This is a genomic window from Microbacterium hydrocarbonoxydans (assembly GCF_011752045.1).
In the GTDB taxonomy this organism is placed as follows: Bacteria; Actinomycetota; Actinomycetes; order Actinomycetales; family Microbacteriaceae; genus Microbacterium.
The window spans coordinates 1,165,985-1,185,021 of the sequence record NZ_JAAKXW010000001.1; the positions used below are offsets into that span (position 1 = coordinate 1,165,985).

The 19,037-nt window shown below is 70.2% G+C and carries 16 protein-coding genes and 1 riboswitch; of the genes, 13 read left to right on the forward strand and 3 right to left on the reverse strand.

Annotated elements, in window-relative coordinates:
* Nucleotides 1-28: 28 nt before the first annotated feature.
* Nucleotides 29-3,595: a transcription-repair coupling factor gene (gene mfd / locus G6G98_RS05545; RefSeq protein ID WP_164233346.1), complete on the reverse strand. Its 3,567-nt coding sequence runs from the start codon at nt 3,593-3,595 to the stop codon at nt 29-31.
* A gap of 188 nt (nt 3,596-3,783) precedes the next feature.
* Between mfd and G6G98_RS05550 the strand changes: the two genes are divergently transcribed.
* The 8 genes from G6G98_RS05550 (at nt 3,784) to G6G98_RS05585 (ending at nt 10,098) form a co-directional block, all read left to right on the forward strand.
* Nucleotides 3,784-4,350 (forward strand): GNAT family N-acetyltransferase, encoded by a 567-nt coding sequence (locus tag G6G98_RS05550; RefSeq protein WP_164233344.1) that lies wholly within the window; start codon nt 3,784-3,786, stop codon nt 4,348-4,350.
* 171 nt (nt 4,351-4,521) lie between these two features.
* On the forward strand, nt 4,522-5,385 hold the full coding sequence (locus tag G6G98_RS05555; protein WP_164233342.1) for an Fpg/Nei family DNA glycosylase: 864 nt from the start codon (nt 4,522-4,524) through the stop codon (nt 5,383-5,385).
* 62 nt (nt 5,386-5,447) lie between these two features.
* On the forward strand, nt 5,448-5,990 hold the full coding sequence (locus G6G98_RS05560; protein ID WP_164233340.1) for a hypothetical protein: 543 nt from the start codon (nt 5,448-5,450) through the stop codon (nt 5,988-5,990).
* Between the two features lie 90 nt (nt 5,991-6,080).
* Nucleotides 6,081-6,225, forward strand: a riboswitch (FMN riboswitch).
* 72 nt (nt 6,226-6,297) lie between these two features.
* Entirely contained in the window at nt 6,298-7,329 is a 1,032-nt protein-coding gene (ribD, locus tag G6G98_RS05565) for a bifunctional diaminohydroxyphosphoribosylaminopyrimidine deaminase/5-amino-6-(5-phosphoribosylamino)uracil reductase RibD (RefSeq protein WP_164233337.1), read from the forward strand.
* A complete protein-coding gene (locus G6G98_RS05570; RefSeq protein ID WP_164233336.1) occupies nt 7,329-7,958 on the forward strand; it encodes a riboflavin synthase in 630 nt (209 codons plus the stop codon). The genes ribD and G6G98_RS05570 overlap by 1 nt, the downstream gene beginning before the upstream one ends.
* On the forward strand, nt 7,955-9,220 hold the full coding sequence (ribA, locus tag G6G98_RS05575) for a GTP cyclohydrolase II (protein WP_164233334.1): 1,266 nt from the start codon (nt 7,955-7,957) through the stop codon (nt 9,218-9,220). Before G6G98_RS05570 ends, ribA begins: the two co-directional genes overlap by 4 nt.
* A complete protein-coding gene (ribH, locus tag G6G98_RS05580) occupies nt 9,217-9,690 on the forward strand; it encodes a 6,7-dimethyl-8-ribityllumazine synthase (RefSeq protein WP_164233332.1) in 474 nt (157 codons plus the stop codon). The genes ribA and ribH overlap by 4 nt, the downstream gene beginning before the upstream one ends.
* A 48-nt stretch (nt 9,691-9,738) precedes the next feature.
* Nucleotides 9,739-10,098 carry a Fe-S protein gene (locus G6G98_RS05585; protein WP_067350094.1) on the forward strand — a complete coding sequence of 120 codons (360 nt, stop codon included), beginning with the start codon at nt 9,739-9,741 and terminating at the stop codon, nt 10,096-10,098.
* A gap of 3 nt (nt 10,099-10,101) precedes the next feature.
* Here the strand turns inward: G6G98_RS05585 and G6G98_RS05590 are convergent, their stop codons facing one another.
* Nucleotides 10,102-11,088 (reverse strand): LacI family DNA-binding transcriptional regulator, encoded by a 987-nt coding sequence (locus tag G6G98_RS05590; protein WP_164233329.1) that lies wholly within the window; start codon nt 11,086-11,088, stop codon nt 10,102-10,104.
* A gap of 184 nt (nt 11,089-11,272) precedes the next feature.
* On the opposite strand from G6G98_RS05590, the gene G6G98_RS05595 reads away from it, so the two are divergent.
* From G6G98_RS05595 to G6G98_RS05615, 5 genes are all read left to right on the forward strand, one after another.
* A complete protein-coding gene (locus tag G6G98_RS05595) occupies nt 11,273-12,190 on the forward strand; it encodes a carbohydrate ABC transporter permease (protein ID WP_164233327.1) in 918 nt (305 codons plus the stop codon).
* A gap of 1 nt (nt 12,191) precedes the next feature.
* Nucleotides 12,192-13,079: a carbohydrate ABC transporter permease gene (locus G6G98_RS05600; RefSeq protein WP_166706064.1), complete on the forward strand. Its 888-nt coding sequence runs from the start codon at nt 12,192-12,194 to the stop codon at nt 13,077-13,079.
* 64 nt (nt 13,080-13,143) lie between these two features.
* Nucleotides 13,144-14,499 carry an ABC transporter substrate-binding protein gene (locus tag G6G98_RS05605; RefSeq protein ID WP_164233325.1) on the forward strand — a complete coding sequence of 452 codons (1,356 nt, stop codon included), beginning with the start codon at nt 13,144-13,146 and terminating at the stop codon, nt 14,497-14,499.
* A gap of 72 nt (nt 14,500-14,571) precedes the next feature.
* Entirely contained in the window at nt 14,572-16,296 is a 1,725-nt protein-coding gene (locus G6G98_RS05610) for a glycoside hydrolase family 35 protein (protein WP_164233323.1), read from the forward strand.
* An 85-nt stretch (nt 16,297-16,381) separates the two neighbouring features.
* The gene (locus tag G6G98_RS05615; RefSeq protein ID WP_164233321.1) at nt 16,382-17,845 is read left to right on the forward strand and encodes an MFS transporter; all 1,464 of its coding nucleotides are present in this window, start codon (nt 16,382-16,384) and stop codon (nt 17,843-17,845) included.
* A 47-nt stretch (nt 17,846-17,892) separates the two neighbouring features.
* On the opposite strand, the gene G6G98_RS05620 is transcribed toward G6G98_RS05615, so the two are convergent.
* On the reverse strand, nt 17,893-18,927 hold the full coding sequence (locus G6G98_RS05620; protein ID WP_067350071.1) for a S66 family peptidase: 1,035 nt from the start codon (nt 18,925-18,927) through the stop codon (nt 17,893-17,895).
* Nucleotides 18,928-19,037: the final 110 nt, after the last annotated feature.

Below are 19,037 nucleotides of genomic sequence, written 5' to 3' on the forward strand. Positions count from 1 at the left end.
GCGCCCGATGCGGAGGGGGTTGACGAGGTCACTCCGCCTTGATCGGCTCGGGGAAGATCGCCGTGAACAGCTGTCCGACCCATTCGAGCAGCTGCCCGTCCGGAAGGGGTTCGACGCCCACGCCGACGGCCGCGGGCACGGTCGGCATCGGCACCACGAGAGCCTCTCCCCCGGCGACGAGCTTCGCCTTCGGGTAGAGCCGCTGCAGCCGGACCTTGATGGAGTCCTCCAGGCGCGCCGGCGCGATCCGCAGGTTGGAGCCCATCGCCACGACATCCGTCAGCCCCGCCCGCGCGGCGCGGCGGCGCAGGCGGGCGATGGCGACGAGCCCCGCGACCTCCTCCGGCGGCGTGCCGTAGCGGTCGGCGAGCTCCTCGATCACGAGGTCGATCGCGTCGTCCTTCGCCGTCGCGGCGGAGGCGGCGGACAGCTTCTGGTACGCCTCCAGCCGCAGCCGCTCGCTGTCGATGTAGTCCTCGGGGATCCGCGCGTCCAGGGGCAGCTCGAGCCGCAGCTCCTGGCCGGTCTCGACGTCCTCGCCGCGGAACGTCGCGACGGCCTCGCCGATCATCCGCAGGTAGAGGTCGAAGCCCACGCCGGCGATGTGGCCGGCCTGCTCAGCGCCGAGGAGGTTGCCCGCGCCGCGCAGCTCGAGGTCCTTCAGAGCCACCTGCATGCCGGAGCCGAGGTCGTTGTTCACCGCGATGGTCTGCAGCCGGTCGGCGGCGGTCTCGCTGAGCGGCTTCGTGTCGTCGTAGAGGAAGTACGCGTACGCGCGCTCGCGGCCGCGCCCGACCCGCCCGCGGAGCTGGTGCAGCTGGCTGAGCCCGTACTTGTCGGCGCGGTCGATGATGATCGTGTTCGCGTTCGAGATGTCGAGTCCGGTCTCGATGATCGTCGTGGAGACGAGCACGTCGAACTTGCGCTCCCAGAAGTCGTCGACGACCTGCTCGAGCTGGTGCTCCCCCATCTGCCCGTGGGCGACGGCGATCCGCGCCTCCGGGACCAGCTCCGCGAGCTCGGCGGCGACCCGCTGGATCGACTGCACCCGGTTGTGCACGAAGAACACCTGGCCCTCGCGGAGGATCTCGCGGCGGATCGCGGCCGCGATCTGCTTGTCGCTGCGCGGTCCGACGAAGGAGAGGATCGGATGCCGGTCCTCCGGCGGGGTCGCCAGGGTCGACATCTCCCGGATGCCGGTGACGGCCATCTCCAGCGTGCGCGGGATCGGCGTGGCGCTCATGGCGAGGATGTCGACGTTCGTCTTCATCTTCTTCAGCGCGTCCTTGTGCTCGACGCCGAAGCGCTGCTCCTCGTCGATGATCATCAGGCCGAGATCCTTGAACATCACCTGGTCGGTGAGGATGCGGTGCGTGCCGATGACCATGTCGACGGAGCCCTCGAGCAGCCCCTGCAGCGTGAGGCGCGCCTCCTTGTCGGTCTGGAAGCGCGACAGCGGACGGACCTTCACCGGGAAGCCGGCGAACCGCTCGGTGAACGTCTCCAGGTGCTGTTTCACGAGCAGCGTGGTCGGCACGAGCATCGCGACCTGCTTGCCGTCCTGGATCGCCTTGAAGGCGGCGCGCACGGCCACCTCGGTCTTGCCGAAGCCGACGTCGCCGGAGAGCAGGCGGTCCATCGGGATGGGCCGCTCCATGTCGGCCTTGATCTCGTCGATGGTCTGCAGCTGGTCGTGGGTCTCCGCGAACGGGAACGCCTCCTCCAGCTCGCGCTGCCATGGCGTGTCCGGGCCGAAGGCGTGCCCCTTGGCGCTCATCCGCGCCGAGTACAGTTTCACGAGCTCGACGGCGATGTCGCGCACCGCCTTGCGCGCCTTGCCCTTCGCGGCCGCCCAGTCGCTGCCGCCCATCTTCGACAGCGTCGGCGCCTCGCCGCCGACGTACTTCGAGAGCAGGTCGAGCTGATCGGTGGGCACGAAGAGCTTGTCGCCGGGGTAGCCGCGCTTGGAGGGCGCGTACTCCAGGACGAGGTAGTCGCGCACGGACTTCGTGGCGTTGCGCCCGCCGGTGGACACCTCGCGCTGCGTCATCTCCACGAACCGGCCGATGCCGTGGGTGGCGTGCACGACGAAGTCGCCCTGCTTGAGCTGCAGCGGATCGACGACGTTCTTGCGCCGCGAGGCGAGCTTCTTGACCACGCGCTGGTCGCCGCCGATGGTTCGGCCGTAGAACTCGTTGTCGGTGAGGACGGCGAGCTTCGCCTCCGGCACCTGGAAGCCGGCTTCGACCGAGCCGGTGACGAGGGTCGCGACCCCGGGAGCCGGAGCATCCGTCAGCGACTCCACGATGCGGGCCGCGACGCCGCGATCGGAGAGCACATCCCGCGCCCGGTCGACGAGTCCGGCGCCCGCGGCGATCACGACGACCCGCCAGCCGTCGGCGACCTTGGCGCCGACGAACGCGATCGCGCCGTCGACGTTGCCGTGGAAGGACGGGATGACGGTCGCGGCCTCGATCCTCTCGGCATCCGTCTCGCCGATGGAGAACGGGCTCAGCCGCCACCAGACGCCGCCGCGGTCGTGCACGACCTCGCGGAGCTGCGCAATGGTGAGGAAGTCGCCGGCCCCGAGATCGATCGGCGCCGAGGCCCCGGACGTCGCCGCGCTCCACGCCGCGTCCAGGAACTCGCGGTTGGTGTCGCCGAGGGTGATGGCGCGGGCGGTGGAGCGCTCCGGGTCGACGACCGCGACGGCGCTCCCTGCCGGAAGATACTCGGCGAGCGACTTCAGCGGGCCGGCGACCGCGGGCAGCAGCGACTCCATGCCCTCGACCGGGATGCCCTCGGCCATCTTCTCCAGCATCCCGGCGATGGCCGGGAATCCGGCGATCAGCGCTCTCGCCCTGTCGCGGACGTCGGGGGTGAGCAGGAGCTCGCGGCTCGGAGGGAGGTCGACTCCGCCGACGTCGCCCGGCAGCGATCGCTGATCGGCGACCGAGAAGGCGCGGATCTGATCGATCTCATCGCCGAAGAACTCGACGCGGTAGGGGTGCTCTGAGATCGGCGGGAAGACGTCGAGGATGCCGCCGCGCACGGCGAACTCGCCGCGACGGGAGACCATGTCGACGCGTGAGTAGGCGCGCTCGACGAGCTGCTCGGCGACGGCGTCGAGCTCGTGCCCGCGGCTGCCGACCGCGAGCTCCAGCGGGGCGATCTCGCCCAGGTTGCCGGCGATCGGCTGCAGGGCGGCGCGGACGGAGGCGACCACGACGAGCGGGTGGTCGCCTGGCCATTCGGCGATGCGGCGCAGGGTCTGCAGCCGGAGGCCGACGGTGTCGGGGCTGGGGCTCAGCCGCTCGTGCGGGAGCGTCTCCCAGGCGGGGAAGGTGAGCACCTCCGCGTCGGGCATGTAGGCGCCGAGGGCCAGCGCGAGGGACTCGGCGCGGCGCCCGGTCGGGACGACGGCGAGCGCGGCAGCCGGATGGCCCGCTGCGGCCCGTCGTTCCAGCAGACCGGCGAGTGCGGGGGCGTCGAGCCCGTCGACCAGTCCGAGGTCGGCGTCGGTATGCGCCCAGCTGAGGGCGTCACGGTACAGAGACGCCTCTTCCAAGGCGCGCAGAATCCCCGGAACAGTCACCGGACAAGCCTAGTCGCGGCATCCGACACCGGGACGGCCGCCGTCATTCGTCGCCGAACGGTCACGCGTGAACAGGCGAACGCGCGAGAACAGGCGAACGGTCGGGAGATCGGCCTGTTCCGGCGTGATCGCCTGTTGCCACGCAGTGCGCGACGGCCTCGACGGGGCGGCGCGCATAGGATGCCGGGATGGAACCGGTCACCCTCACCACCGAACGACTCGTCCTGCGGGCGCCCGCCGAGACGGATGCCGAGGCGATCGAGCGGGCCTGCCAGGACCCGGAGATCCCCCGCTGGACGACGGTCCCGAGCCCGTACACGCGCGAGCACGCCGAGGGCTACATCCGCCTGATCGGCGAGTGGTGGGCGGACGGCAGTCAGGCGATCTGGTGCGCGTACCGTGACGAGGAGCTGGTGGCCTCCATCGGCCTCCACCACATCGTCACGCATCCCTCCGGGGGCCACGCCGAGCTCGGCTACTGGGTCGCAGAGCCGGCGCGCGGCAACGGCTACATCACCGAGGCGGCCGCGGCCGTGGTCGACTGGGGCTTCCGCGAGCTCGGGCTTGCACGCATCCGCTGGCAGGCTGTGGTCGGCAACGTGCCGTCGGCCCGCACCGCCCGCGCCCTGGGATTCCGCTACGAGGGCCTGCAACGCCAGGCGCTGACGAGCGAGCGCGGCCGTGACGACGGCTGGATGGCAGGCCTCCTCTCGACCGATGACCGGTCCCCGGTCGATTGGCCGGTGCTGTCCTGACCGGTGCTCGTTCCTCGTGGCGCCTTTCGGAGAACGGAGATGACACAGCTCCCGCATGGCGTGTCGCCCGCCGACACACCGTGTCCGCGGCGGTTCGTCTGGTGTTTCCGAGACGAGGGCGTGGGTTAATCGTCGGATGACAGCGTCGGACGCCGGTGTCAGGATGGGCATATGCCGGAGATGCCGGAGGTCCAGGGGCTGAGCACCTTCCTCGCCGAGCGCGCCGTCGGGCGCACGATCACGCGTGCCACCGTGGCCGCGATCTCGGCGCTGAAGACGTACGATCCACCCATCCATGCCCTCCAGGGCGCCGAGATCACCGGGGCCGCCCGGCTCGGCAAGTTCGTCGTGCTGTCCTGCGGCGCGGAGCTGCACCTCGTCTTCCACCTGGCCAAGGCGGGCTGGCTGCGCTGGTTCAACGCGCTCCCGACCACCCTCATCAAGCCGGGGAAGTCGCCGATCGCCCTGCGCATCGCCCTCGACGACGGCAGCGGCTTCGACCTCACCGAGGCGGGCACGAAGAAATCCCTCGCCGTCTACGTCGTCCGCGATCCGCAGGAGGTGCCGGGCATCGCGCGCCTCGGGCCAGACCCGCTGGAGCCGGGGTTCACCCGCGACGTCTTCGCCGGCCTGCTCGAGGGCCGGCGCATGCAGATCAAGGGGCTGCTGCGGGACCAGGGCGTGATCGCCGGCATCGGCAACGCCTACTCCGACGAGATCCTGCACGCCGCGAAGATGTCTCCCTACACCATCGCCGGCGCGCTCGGTGCCGACGACATCGACCGCCTGTACCAAGCGATGCGGACGACCCTGACGGATGCCGTGGCCGCGGCATCCGGCAAGCCCCCGGCGGATCTGAAGGATGCCAAGCGCGCCGGCTTCCAGGTGCATGCCCGACGCGGCGAAGCCTGCCCCGTCTGCGGCGACACCGTGCGCAGCGTCTTCTTCGCCGACCGCTCCCTGGAGTACTGCCCGACCTGCCAGACCGGCGGCAAGCCGCTCGCCGATCGCCGGCTGTCCCGGCTGCTGAAATGATCGCGACTGCGTTCGCACAGGATCTCGGCGAAGCGCCCATGCGTTCGTTGTCAGGAGGAGCCATGCGGAGACCCCGCGGGTTGGCGGGCGCGGCACTTGCCGCCGCGCTCCTGTCCGGGTGCAGCAGTCACACGGCCGATGTCGCCGTCGAGACACCCGCGCACATCGAGCCGTCCGCCGGCGCCGCACCCGTGGACGGATCGTCTGTCGATGGAGCCGATCCCACAATGCTCTGCGTGCCCGGTCAGGAGCTCGTGGACGCGTATCCGCCCGAGTGGACGGAGAACAAGATCCCGCCCCTTCCCTTCGAGGTCACGGAGCTGTGCCACGCAGACGGCGGACAGCAGGTGTATGGCTTCGCCATGGAGGATGAAGCCGGATACGACCAGTTCGCCGCAGTCGCAGAGAGATGGATGGACGCCCTCGTCTCCGCAGGGTTCGTCGTGAACTCCGTCCAGGGCGGATTCGGTGACTATGAATCCGACTCGGAGCCCATATCGAAGCACTTCATGATTCGCTTCGTCGGGAGCGACCCGAACGTCGTGGCTCAGGTTCGCGGTGTATATGACGAGCAGATCACCTTGTCGATTCACATCGACCCATAGCGATTGAGCGGGGCCGTCCGGCGTATGAACGTTCCGCTGCATGTCGTGGAATGAATCCACGTCGGAGCTGTTGAGTACACTCAGAGCATCAACGTGCTCCGGGGTCGGTGTGAATCCGAACCGGCGGTGACAGTCCGCGAGCGTCTCGGTTCTCCGAGATGCCGATCCGGTGGAAATCCGGAACCGACGGTGATGCGGGAGTGATCTCGCTAGTCCGGAAGGGAGGCAGCACGGTGCGCCGCCGCGCGCGCGTTCTGCCCACCCCTCGCATCGAGCGGGACCCCGGAGCCTCAGAGGAGGACGACGGATGGCAGTGAACGAGACGGAGCGCCGGGCGATGGCCCGCGCGCTCGAACTCGCGGCCCACGGCCCCCGCGGCGTGAACCCGCAGGTGGGTGCCGTCATCCTCTCCCCCGACGGCGAGATCCTCGCCGAGGGATGGCATCATGGCGCCGGCACGCCGCACGCCGAGGTCGACGCGCTCTCGAAACTCGCCCCGGGCGCGGCGCGCGGTGCGACCGCCGTCGTCACCCTCGAGCCGTGCAACCACACCGGCCGCACCGGACCCTGCGCCGTCGCGCTCATCGAAGCGGGCGTCGCCCGTGTCGTCTACGCGCTGGACGATCCCGGCGCCGTGTCCGGCGGCGGCGCGGAGCGCCTGCGCGACGCGGGCGTGAGCGTCGACTCCGGCGAGCAGGCGGATGCCGCGCACGCCCTCATCGACGGCTGGCTCACCGCCCAGCGGCTGGGCCGGCCGCACATCACCGTGAAGTGGGCGCAGAGCCTCGACGGCCGCGCAGCCGCCGAGGACGGCACCAGCCAGTGGATCACCGGCCCCGTCGCCCGCTCCGACGTGCACCGCCGCCGCGCCGAGGCGGACGCGATCGTCGTCGGCACCGGCACCGTCCTCGCCGACGACCCCGCGCTGACGGCGCGCGACGGCGACGGCCTGTACCCGCACCAGCCGGTCCCCGTCGTCATCGGCTCCCGGCCGGTCCCCGAGGACGCGGCCGTGCACCGGCATCCGCACGCCCCGCTCTTCTACGACACTCGCGACCTGCACGCCGTCGTCGCCGCGCTGCACGCCCGCGGCATCCAGCGCGTGTTCGTCGAGGGCGGCCCGACTCTCGCCAGCGCGTTCCTCGCCTCCGGCCTCGCCGACCGCGTCCTCGCCTACATCGCGCCCGTGCTGCTCGGCGGCTCGAAGCTGGCGCTCACCGACATCGGAGTGCCGTCCATCGACGCCGCCCGCCGTCTCGTCGTCGACGAGTGGCTGCCGCTCGGAGCGGACCTGCTCGCGATCGCGCACCCCGCGACCCCTCTGGAAGAAGGAGCCTGATGTTCACCGGAATCATCGAGGAGATCGGCGAGATCACCGCGATCAGCCCCGCCGGGGACGGCTGGCGGCTGACCGTGCGCGCGCCGAAGGCGGCATCGGATGCCGTGCACGGAGAGTCCATCGCAGTGTCGGGCGTGTGCCTGACCGTCGTCGGCTCCACTGCGGAGAGCTTCGACGCCGATGTGATGAAGCAGACCCTCGACGTGGCCGCGATCGGCGGTACGACCGTCGGCACCCGCGTGAACATCGAGAAGGCGATGCCGGTCGGCGCGCGCCTGGGCGGACACATCGTGCAGGGCCACGTCGACGGCGTCGGCGTCGTGCTCGAGGTGCGACCCGGCGCCGAGTGGAGCGTGCTGCGGGTCAGCCTCCCTGCGGACCTCGCACCGCTCGTCGTCGACAAGGGCTCGATCTCGGTGGACGGCACCTCCCTCACCGTGAGCGCCGTGAGCGCGCCGGCCGAGGCGGAGCCGTGGTTCGAGGTGTCCCTGATCCCGGAGACCCTGGCCGCCACCACCCTGGGCTCGCGCGCCGTCGGCGATCGTGTGAACCTGGAGACCGACATCCTCGCCCGTCACGTCGAGCGCCTGCTCGCCTTCCGGGCTGCACCGGAAGGAGGCTCGCTGTGAGCCTTTCCACCATCCCCGAGGCCCTCGAGGCGCTGCGCGCCGGTCGCCCCGTCCTCGTCGCGGACGACGAGAACCGCGAGAACGAGGGCGATGTCATCCTCTCCGCCGAGCTCGCCACCCCGGAATGGGTCGCCTGGACCGTGCGCTGGTCGTCGGGCTTCATCTGCGCGCCGATGCCGACAGATCTCGCCGACAGCCTCAATCTCCAGCCGATGGTCGCCGCCAGCGAGGACGCCCGCTCCACCGCGTACACCGTGAGCGTCGACGCGGCCGAGGGCGTCACGACCGGCATCAGCGCGGCCGACCGGGCGCACACCCTCAACGTGCTGGCGAACCCGGCGTCGAGCGCGGGCGACCTCATCCGGCCCGGCCATGTGCTCCCCCTCCGCGCCGTCGACGGCGGCGTGCGCGAGCGCAGCGGCCACACCGAGGCCGCCGTCGAGCTGATGCGGCTCGCCGGGCTCCGCCCCGTAGGCGCGATCGCCGAGGTCGTCGCCGAGGACGGCAGCATGATGCGGATGCCGGGTCTCCTCGAGCTCGGCGCCCGCGACGGCGTGCCGGTGATCACCATCGAGCAGCTCATCGCGCACCTGAACGAGATCGACCCGCAGGACACGTCCGCGGCGAAGGCGAACCGCCGGGTGAGCCTGCGCGCCGACGCCACGGTGCCGACGACGCACGGCACGTTCCGCTTCCTCGCCTACAAGGACCGCATCAGCGGGACCGATCACATCGCCGTCGTGTCCGGTGAGCCCGGAGAGACCGCACTCGTGCGCGTGCACTCCGAATGCCTCACCGGCGAGGCCTTCGGCTCGCTGAAATGCGAATGCGGCCCCCAGCTGGATGCCGCGCTGAAGGCGATCGAGGACGAGGGCGGCGTGGTCGTCTACATGCGCGGTCACGAGGGCCGCGGCATCGGACTCATCAACAAGCTGCGGGCATACAGCCTGCAGGAGGAGGGGCTCGACACCGTCGACGCCAACCTCGCTCTCGGGCTCCCCGCAGACGCCCGCGAGTACGCGGCCGCCGCCGGGATCCTGGCCGACCTGGGCATCTCGAAGGTGCGTCTGCTGACGAACAACACCGACAAGGTGAACCAGCTGCGCGAGCTCGGCCTCGACGTCGTCGAGCAGGTGCCGCTGATCGTGGGCGTCGGCCCGAACAACCACCAGTACCTCGAGACCAAGCGTGACCGCATGGGCCACATCATCGGAGAGGCGGAGCTCGCCGAGGCTCTCGCCGACGGAAAGGACGACGCATGAGCGGCGCAGGAGCACCCGAAACCGGCAACATCGACGGACGCGGCCTGAACGTCGTCATCATCGCCGGCACCTGGCACGAGACCATCTCGAACGGGCTGATCGCCGGTGCCGAGCGGGTGCTGAACGCCGCTCAGGCGACCCACCGGCTCGTGCGCGTGCCGGGCTCGTTCGAGCTGGCCGTCGCGGCGCAGGCCGCCTTCGCCGGCGGCGCGGACGCGGTCGTCGCCCTGGGCGTCATCATCCGAGGCGGCACCCCGCACTTCGAGTACGTCTCGGCGGCGACGACGGACGGTCTCACGCGTGTCTCCCTCGACGCCGGCAAGCCCGTCGGCTTCGGCGTGCTCACACTCGACGACGAGCAGCAGGGGCTGGACCGCGCCGGTCTCGAGGGGTCCAAGGAGGACAAGGGGGCCGAGGCTGCGGATGCCGCGCTGCGGACCGCTCTCGTCATCCGGGACCTGCGCGGCTGAGGCTGACCTGCGTGGCGGCATGATGCCGCACGGGTTACGGTGAGGGACATGGAGACTCTGCGCCACATCGTCGTGTTCGTCCACCTCATCGGCTTCGGCACCCTCTTCGGAGCGTGGGCCTACCAGGCGTTCGCGGGCGACCGCCGGTTCGTGAAGATCATGGACTACGGCCTCGCGATCGCAGGCCTGGCGGGGCTCATCCTCGCAGCCCCGTGGGGCCTGGCCGAGGGCGCCGAGATGAACTACGCCAAGATCGGCACCAAGCTCGTCGTGCTTCTCGCGATCGGGGCGATGCTCGGCATCGGGTCCGCCCGGCAGAAGCGCGGTGAGACCGTCGCACCGGCCGTCTTCTGGCTCGTCGGCATCCTCACGCTCGTGAACGCGGGCATCGCCGTCATCTGGCGCTGACTCTCAGCGCGTCCGCGGCGGTGCCGTGCTGCCGCGGACGATGAGCTCCGTGCCGACCAGCGGCGTCTGCAGCCGCTCGCCCTCGTCGAGTTCGGCGAGCAGCGCATCCACGGCGAGCGCGCCCACCCGCTCCGGATGCTGCTGCACGGTCGTGAGCGGCGGCCACAGCTGCGCGGCCTCGGGAAGTCCGTCGAAGCCGATGAGGCTCACGTCCCCCGGCACGTCGAGCCCCGCCTCGCGGAACGCACGCAAGACCCCGATCGCCATCTGGTCGTTCGCGGCGAACACGGCCGTGACGTCGTCGCGCTCCCGCAGGAGCAGACCGGCCCGGTAGCCGGATTCCGCACTCCAGTCCCCCTGCACCGCCTCCGGGACGACGCGTCCGCGCGACTCGAGGGTGGCCCGCCAGGCGTCGCGTCGCCGCTCGGCCGAGTACGACTTCGCGGGTCCGGCGATGTGCCAGACCGTGTCGTGTCCGAGGTCCAGCAGGTGCTCGGTGGCCAGCCGTGCCCCCTGCGCCTGATCCGTGTCCACGAAGGGCAGCTCGGCGCCCCGGTTCGAGTCGACGAACACGACCGGGAGTGCATCCGGGATCTCGATGTCCGCCTCGTCGAGCTGGTGCGCCTCGATGACGATGATGATGCCGTCGACCGCGTGCTCCTCCAGCCGGCGGAACGCACCGGCCACGGTCTCGCGCGCGCTGGAGGCGACAGGGATGAGGGTGAGGGCGTAGCCGAGCTGCGAGGCCCTGACGGCGATCGCATCGAGCGTGCGCTGGTTGCCGTAGGAGCTGAACGAGAACATCACCACGCCGATCGTGCGGAAGCGCCCCGAGCGCAGGGCGCGTGCGGCGCTGTTGGGCCGATAGCCCAGGCGCTGCATCGCGTCCTCGACGCGCGCCCTCGTCGCTGCGCCGACGTAGCCGCGGGCGTTGACGACGCGCGAGACGGTCTGCCCGGAGACCCCCGCCTCGCGTGCGACATCCTCCATGGAGGGCTCTCTGCGCCGGTTCGGCGCCTCTGCCGTCGGTTCCGAAGTCACGTTCGACCACCATTCATGTGTTGACGTTGACACAGTATCAGCCGATCGCGTATGTTGACGTTGACACACGGCGCAGAGCGTCGGGAGAACCCGTCCGCAGCACCCGATGCGCCCGAAGGAGAAGGCCTCGTCGATGACGACTGAAACGACCGCAGCACTCGGAGCCGCCGGCATCCGACGCCGCGACAAGCGCGACTGGAAGGGCTGGGCGTTCGTCGGCCCGTTCATGGTCGTGTTCGCCCTGGTGTTCCTGACCCCGCTCGCGTATGCCCTGTACCTCAGCTTCTTCCAGGAGCGGCTGATCGGCGGCACCTCGTTCGTGGGGCTCGACAACTACGTGCGCGCCCTGACCGATCCGCAGTTCTGGGAGGCGTTCGGCCGCGTCCTCCTGTTCCTCGTCGTGCAGGTGCCGATCATGCTCGCCCTCGCCCTCGGCGCGGCGCTCGCCCTCGACAGCGCACGCCTGCGCGGAGCATCCTTCTTCCGCATCCTGATCTTCCTGCCCTACGCCGTGCCCGCGGTCGTGGCCGTGCTGATGTGGGGCTACATCTACGGCGACCAGTTCGGCCTCACCGCGAACATCAACGACCTCCTCGGCGTCGAGGTCCTCACGCCGTTCGCCCGGGAGTGGATGCTCGTCTCCATCGGCAACATCGTCACGTGGGAGTTCGTCGGCTACAACATGCTGATCTTCTACTCCTCGCTGAAGACCATCCCGACCGAGATGTACGAGGCGGCGTCGCTCGACGGCGCCGGCGCCTGGCGCACGATCTTCTCCATCAAGATCCCGTCCGTCCGCGGCGCGCTGGTGATCGCCACGATCTTCTCGATCATCGGCAGCTTCCAGCTGTTCAACGAGCCGAACATCCTGCGCCCGCTGGCGCCGAACGTGATCACGACCTTCTTCACGCCCAACATGTACGCGTACAACCTCTCGTTCGCCGGGCAGCAGTTCAACTACGCCGCCACGATCGCCATCATCATGGGCGTCATCACCGCGGTCATCGCCTACGTCGTGCAGCTGCGCGGCTCGAAGACGGAGGTGCGCTGACATGGCACTGCCCCTCGCCCGCTCCCCGCGGCGGCACGACCCGCTGAACCCCCGGAAGTCGAAGATCCTGCTGATCGTCATGATCGCGTACGCCCTGTACACGCTCGTGCCGCTGGCGTGGCTGCTGTTCGCCTCGACCAAGACGCAGTCCGGCCTGTTCGGCTCGTTCGGCCTCTGGTTCGCCGACGACTTCGCCTTCTTCGACAACCTCGTCGCCACGTTCACCTACCGGGACGGCATCTTCCTGCGCTGGCTCGGCAACACCCTCCTGTACGTGGTCGTCGGCGCCGGCGGGGCGACGCTGCTGGCCACGATGGCCGGTTACGGACTCGCCAAGTACAGCTTCCCCGGCCGCCGCGCGGTCTTCGCCGTCGTGCTCGGAGCGGTCGCGGTCCCCGGCACCGCCCTCGCCGTGCCGACCTTCCTGCTGTTCAGCGAGCTGGGGCTCACGAACACGCCGTGGGCGGTGATCATCCCGTCGCTGATCAGCCCGTTCGGCCTGTACCTGATCTGGGTGTTCGCCACCGAGTCGGTGCCCACCGAGCTCCTGGAGGCTGCGCGCATCGACGGCGCCGGCGAGTTCCGCACCTTCTTCACGATCTCGATGAGGCTCCTCGCCCCGGGCATCGTGACCGTCGCCCTCTTCACCGTGGTCGCGACCTGGAACAACTACTTCCTCCCGCTGATCATGCTGTCGGAGCCCGACTGGTACCCCCTCACCGTCGGCCTCAACCAGTGGAGCGCCCAGGCGATCGGGGCCGGATCCCAGCCGATCTACAACCTCGTGATCATGGGCTCGCTCCTCACCATCATCCCGATCGTCGCCGCGTTCCTGCTCCTGCAGCGCTTCTGGCAGTCGGGTCTCACCGCGGGCAGCGTCAAGCAGTAGTCCCGCCCCTCAGCCCCACCTCCTCGGTCCGACGTCGGACCGGCCCACCCGAAAGGACACAGCAATGAAGCACCTTCCCTCCCCTGCCGCGCGGCGCGCCCTCGCCGCCCTGGCAGCCGGCACCGCGGCCGCGATCGCGCTGGCCGGATGCAGCACCGGCGGCGATGCGGGCGGCGGCGCGACCGGCGACGGCACGTTCGACTCCGTCGAGGCGGCGCTCGAGAAGGGCGGCGAGATCACCTACTGGTCGTGGACCCCGTCCGCCGAGGCACAGGTCGCGGCGTTCGAGAAGGCGTACCCGAACGTCACCGTGAACCTGGTCAACGCCGGCACGAACAACGAGGAGTACACCAAGCTCCAGAACGCGATCAAGGCCGGATCCGGCGCACCCGACGTCGTGCAGATCGAGTACTACGCCTTCCCGCAGTTCGCACTGACCGACGCGTTCGCCGACCTCTCCCAGTTCGGCTTCGCCGACTTCGAGGACGATTACACGGCGTCGACGTGGAACTCGGTCACCGACGGCGACGCGATCTACGGCCTGCCGCAGGACTCCGGACCCATGGCACTGTTCTACAACAAGGCCGTCTTCGACGCCGCCGGGGTCGCCGTCCCGACCACCTGGGACGAGTACTACGAGGCCGCGAAGGCCATCCACGCCGCGAACCCGGACGCGTACATCACCAACGACACCGGAGACGCCGGCTTCGCGACGTCGATGATCTGGCAGGCCGGCGGCCAGCCGTTCACCACGGATGGCACCGAGGTCACGATCGACCTGCAGGATGCCGGCTCGCAGAAGTGGACCGAGAACTGGAACCGCCTCGTCGAGGAGGACCTGCTCGCCCCCTACGGCAGCTGGAGCGACGAGTGGTTCACCGCGCTCGGCGACGGCAGCCTCGCTACGCTCGTGATCGGCGCGTGGATGCCGGGCAACCTGATCACCGGCGCTCCTGACGGGGCCGGCGACTGGCGCGTCGCCCCGATGCCCACGTACGACGGCACTCCGGCGAGCGCCGAGAACGGCGGCGGCGGCCAGGCCGTGACGAAGCAGAGCGAGAACCCCGCCCTGGCCGCCGGCTTCCTGTGGTGGCTGAACAACTCCGAGGAGAGCATCTCGATCTTCCTCGAGTCGGGCGGCTTCCCCTCGACCACTGCCGAGCTCTCCAGCGAGGACTTCCTCGCCGATGCGCCGGAGTACTTCGGCGGGCAGAAGATCAACGAGGTCCTCGCCGCTGCGGCCGACGACGTCGTCGAGGGCTGGAGCTACCTGCCCTACCAGGTGTACGCCAACAGCATCTTCGGCGACACCGTCGGCCAGTCGTACCAGAACGGCACCGACCTGAACGAGGGCCTCACGGCCTGGCAGGACGCGCTCGTCTCGTACGGCGACGACCAGGGCTTCGCCGTCAACAAGTAATCCCCCGACAGGGTGCGCCGGGTCCTCTTCGCAGGCCCCGGCGCACCCGCCTCGCACGAAAGCACCACTCCCGTGACCTCCTTCTCCATCGGCGACACCGACTTCCTCCGCGACGGCGAGCCGCACCGCGTGATCTCCGGCGCCATCCACTACTTCCGCGTGCATCCGGACCTGTGGCAGGACCGCATCCGCAAGGCGCGCCTGATGGGCCTGAACACGATCGAGACGTACGTGGCGTGGAACGCCCACGAGCCCCGGCGCGGCGAGTGGGACGCGACGGGGTGGAACGACCTCGGGCGGTTCCTCGATCTCGTGCACGCGGAGGGCATGGACGCGATCGTGCGCCCCGGTCCCTACATCTGCGCCGAGTGGCACAACGGGGGCCTGCCCGTCTGGCTCACCGGCGGCGAGCACGCGCTGCGCTCTTCGAAGCCGTCCTTCCTCGCCGACGTCTCCGATTATCTGCGGCGCGTCTACGAGATCGTCTCGCCGCGTCAGATCGACAGCGGGGGTCCCGTGGTCCTCGTGCAGATCGAGAACGAGTACGGCGCGTACGGCGCCGACAAGGCGTACCTCGAGGAGCTGGTGCGGGTGACCAGGGAGGCCGGCATCACCGTGCCGCTCACCACGGTGGACCAGCCCACGCACCAGATGCTCGCCGACGGCAGCCTCCCCTCGCTGCACAAGACGGGCTCCTTCGGCTCGCGCAGCCTGGAGCGCCTGGCGACCCTGCGCGAGCATCAGCCGACCGGCCCCCTGATGTGCTCGGAGTTCTGGGACGGCTGGTTCGACTGGTGGGGCGGCGTGCACCACACCACGGACGTGGAAGCCGCGGCCTCCGAGCTCGATGCGCTCCTCGCCGCCGGCGCCTCGGTGAACATCTACATGTTCCACGGCGGCACGAACTTCGGTCTCACGAACGGCGCGAACGACAAGGGCCGCTACCTGCCACTGGTCACCTCCTACGACTACGACGCCCCGCTCGACGAAGCCGGGAATCCGACGGCGAAGTTCCACGCCTTCCGCGAGGTCATCTCCAGATACGCACCGGTTCCCGCAGAGGTGCCTGCGCCCGCCTCCCCTGCGCCGGAGCTCACGGTTCCCCTGCGCCGGGCCGGGACGTGGACGGATGCCGCCGCCACGGGCGAGCCCGGCGAGCGGCCGCGGACCTTCGACGAGCTCGGGCACCTGAGCGCGCTGGTGCGCTACGACGTGGACCTCCCCGATTCCGCCGGGGGCCTCCTCATCGTCGACGAGGTCCGCGACCTCGCGTGGGTGAGCGTCGACGGCCAGCACGTGGGCACGCTCGCCCGGACACGCCACAACCGCGCGATCGCCCTCCCCGCCGGGCGCGTGCTCAGCATCCTCGTCGAGGATCAGGGCCGCGTGAACTACGACCACCGGCTCGGCGAGGAGAAGGGGCTGATCGGCGTCCCCCGTCTCGACGGCGCGCCGCTGACCGGATGGCGCTCGACGCCGCTCGACGTGGCCGCGATCGCCGCCTCCGAGGTGTTCGGCACGGCAGAGAACGGCCCGTCGGCGTGGACCGCCGAGTTCGACCTCGACTCCCCCGCCGATCTGTTCCTGGACACGTCCGCCTGGACCAAGGGCTATGCCTTCGTCAACGGCTTCTTCCTCGGCCGCTACTGGCGCAACGGCCCGCAGCGCACGCTGTGCGTGCCGGCGCCCGCCACCAGGCAGGGGACGAACGAGATCGTCGTGCTCGAGCTCGCGCACCTGCTCGAGCCGATCGCGGCCTTCGTCTCCGCTCCGGCACTGGGCGCCACCGAGGAGTGACGCGACGCCGTGCTTCGCACAGGAAACGCTCAGGGAGGCGTAAACTCCCACGTGCTCCGCTCGGAGCGATGATCGGAGGAGCATCTTGAGTACTTCAACCGCGCCCGCGAACCCCCGCTCGCGCGTCATCACGGCGAGCCTCGTCGGCACGACGATCGAGTTCTACGACTTCTACGCCTACGCCACGGCGGCCGTCCTCGTCTTCCCCGTGCTGTTCTTCCCGACCGGGAACGACACCACCTCGCTGCTCGCTTCGTTCGGCGTGTTCGGCGCGGCCATGGTGGCCCGCCCTGTCGGCGCCATGGTGTTCGGGCACTTCGGCGACCGGTTCGGCCGCAAGGCGACGCTCGTCGCCTCCCTGCTGACGATGGGCATCGCGACGTTCCTCATCGGCGTGCTGCCCACGTACCAGCAGATCGGCTGGGTCGCCGCTCTCCTGCTGCTGATCCTCCGGCTCGCCCAGGGTTTCGCGCTCGGCGGCGAATGGTCCGGCGCCGCGCTGGTGGCGACGGAGAACGCGCCGAAGGGCAAGCGAGCCTGGTACGGAACCTTCCCGCAGCTGGGCGCCCCGCTCGGCTTCATCATCGCGAACTTCCTCTTCCTCGCGATCAACTGGCTGCTGCCGCACGCGGAGAACCCGGCGCTGAAGTCGGAGGCGTTCCTCTCCTGGGGCTGGCGGATCCCGTTCCTGTTCTCCGCCGTCATGGTCGTGATCGGCCTCTGGGTCCGGCTGAAGCTCGTCGAGTCCGACACCTTCAAGAAGGCCGAGCAGAAGGGCGTCATCCGCAGGCTGCCGCTCGCCACGGTGTTCCGCCACCACTGGAAGCAGCTGATCCTCGGCACGTTCATCATGCTGGCGACGTACGTGCTCTTCTACCTGATGACGAACTTCACACTCGCCTACGGCACGAAGGCCGCATCCTTGGAGACGGCATCCGCCGCCGCCCAGGCCGCCGCCGAGGCGACGGGCAAGGAGTTCGATGCGGCCGCGTTCGCGGCGGCCTTCTACCCCGGCCTCGGCTTCGGCTACACCGACTTCGTGCTGATGCAGATCATCGGCGTCGTGTTCTTCGGCGTCTTCACGATGCTCTCCGGGCCCATCGCCGACACGGTCGGCCGGCGCAAGCTGCTGCTGTGGGTCACCGGCCTCATCATCGTGTTCGGCCTCACGTTCAACGCGTTCCTGCTGCCGGCGCTCGACCCGAAGTTCACCGGCGCGCTCGTGCAGGCGTTCCTGGTGTTCGGGTTCATGCTCATGGGCGCCACCTTCGGGCCCATGGGCGCACTGCTGCCCGAGCTGTTCCCGACGAACGTGCGCTACTCCGGATCGGCGATCGCGTACAACGTCTCGTCCATCCTCGGCGCGGCGGTCGCCCCGCTCATCGCGGTCTGGCTGTGGTCGCTGGGCGAGAACGGCTCGCCCTGGCTCGTCGGCCTCTACCTCTCCGTGATGGGCGTGCCGACCTTCGTCGCGCTGATCCTGACACCGGAGACGAAGGATCACGACTACGAGGAGGACCTCGGCCTCGCCGCGGCGGTCGAGCTGTAGCCCGCGCCCTGGACGACGGCCGCATCCGCCGGGTGCGGCCGTCGTCGTCAGCGGTAGTCGGCCGTGATCGTCCTGCTCCGCGCGTCGAGGGTCATCGAGCCGCCGTACGGCAGGATCCACTGCGGGCGGGTGTGTCCGAAGGGCACGCCGACGCAGACGACGGCATCCGGGTTGTAGCGGCCGACCACGTCGATCACGGCGTCGCGCTGCGCCTCGCGGAGCGCCCGCGCCTCGGCCGGCGACGGGTGGAACTCGAAGTCGCCGACCGGCGGACGCGCGACCACGACTCCCGCGACGGCACCCAGGATGCCGCGCTCCCCCAGCCCGCGCAGCCACCGCGCGACCCAGCCGGCGGGCGGCCGCTCTTCGCTGGTCTCGATGAGGAGTATGCCGCCCTCGAGCGCGGACGCCTCCGGCAGCCGGCCGACGAAGGCGAGGCCGTCGATCACCTCGAGGCAGCCGCCCCAGGTGGCCCCCTCGACTCGCGTCCCCGGACCGGACCAGGTCCACTCCTCCGTGCCGACGCGGTCGCCGTACTCGGTCAGCGCCCGCGGGTCGGCCCAGCGCTTCCCGACATCCTCCGATTCCCCGGGTTCGGCGATCTCGAGCTCACCGCCCGTGAGCAGCGCCGCGCGCAGAGAGCGGAGGTGGATGTCGTCGACGGCCGGACCGGGGCCGAGATGCACCGCCGTCGATCCGCCGTGGAAGGAGCGGATGCCGAGACCCCAGAGCCAGTTCAGGATGTTGGTGTTGTCGCTGTATCCGCAGAAGGGCTTCGGGTCGGCCACCGCGAGGGCGTCGTCGAGATGAGGGACGACCAGGACCTGATCGTCCCCGCCGATCGTCGCGATGACCGCCCGGATGCCCGGATCCGCGAACGCCGCGTTCACGTCGGCCGCACGCTCCTCCGGGCTCGCATCCAGCCGGCGCGTGGTCGGGTACTCCACCGGGATCAGGCCGGTGCCCTCCCGAAGGCGTCGCAGCGCCTGCTCGTGCAGCTCCGGCGCGACGGCGGGAGCGGCGAAAGCCGGCGAGAGGACGGCGACGCGGTCGCCGGGGACGGGCTTCGGTGCGGACAGCATCCGTTCAGTCTGGCACCCGTCCTGCGCGACGCGCTTCGGCCGTTGCGGCACGCCCTCTACCCCATTTCCGGCGAGTTCGCATCCGGTTGTCGGTGCCCGGGGCTGCCGCT

What these genes read in the sequence shown, in the direction of transcription:
- G6G98_RS05550 (WP_164233344.1), top strand. Translation starts at nt 3,784, where the DNA reads ATGGAACCGGTCACCCTCACCACCGAACGACTCGTCCTGCGGGCGCCC.
- G6G98_RS05555 (WP_164233342.1), top strand. Translation starts at nt 4,522, where the DNA reads ATGCCGGAGATGCCGGAGGTCCAGGGGCTGAGCACCTTCCTCGCCGAG.
- G6G98_RS05560 (WP_164233340.1), top strand. Translation starts at nt 5,448, where the DNA reads ATGCGGAGACCCCGCGGGTTGGCGGGCGCGGCACTTGCCGCCGCGCTC.
- ribD (WP_164233337.1), top strand. Translation starts at nt 6,298, where the DNA reads ATGGCAGTGAACGAGACGGAGCGCCGGGCGATGGCCCGCGCGCTCGAA.
- G6G98_RS05570 (WP_164233336.1), top strand. Translation starts at nt 7,329, where the DNA reads ATGTTCACCGGAATCATCGAGGAGATCGGCGAGATCACCGCGATCAGC.
- ribH (WP_164233332.1), top strand. Translation starts at nt 9,217, where the DNA reads ATGAGCGGCGCAGGAGCACCCGAAACCGGCAACATCGACGGACGCGGC.
- G6G98_RS05585 (WP_067350094.1), top strand. Translation starts at nt 9,739, where the DNA reads ATGGAGACTCTGCGCCACATCGTCGTGTTCGTCCACCTCATCGGCTTC.
- G6G98_RS05590 (WP_164233329.1), bottom strand. Translation starts at nt 11,088, where the DNA reads ATGGAGGATGTCGCACGCGAGGCGGGGGTCTCCGGGCAGACCGTCTCG.
- G6G98_RS05595 (WP_164233327.1), top strand. Translation starts at nt 11,273, where the DNA reads ATGACGACTGAAACGACCGCAGCACTCGGAGCCGCCGGCATCCGACGC.
- G6G98_RS05600 (WP_166706064.1), top strand. Translation starts at nt 12,192, where the DNA reads ATGGCACTGCCCCTCGCCCGCTCCCCGCGGCGGCACGACCCGCTGAAC.
- G6G98_RS05605 (WP_164233325.1), top strand. Translation starts at nt 13,144, where the DNA reads ATGAAGCACCTTCCCTCCCCTGCCGCGCGGCGCGCCCTCGCCGCCCTG.
- G6G98_RS05620 (WP_067350071.1), bottom strand. Translation starts at nt 18,927, where the DNA reads ATGCTGTCCGCACCGAAGCCCGTCCCCGGCGACCGCGTCGCCGTCCTC.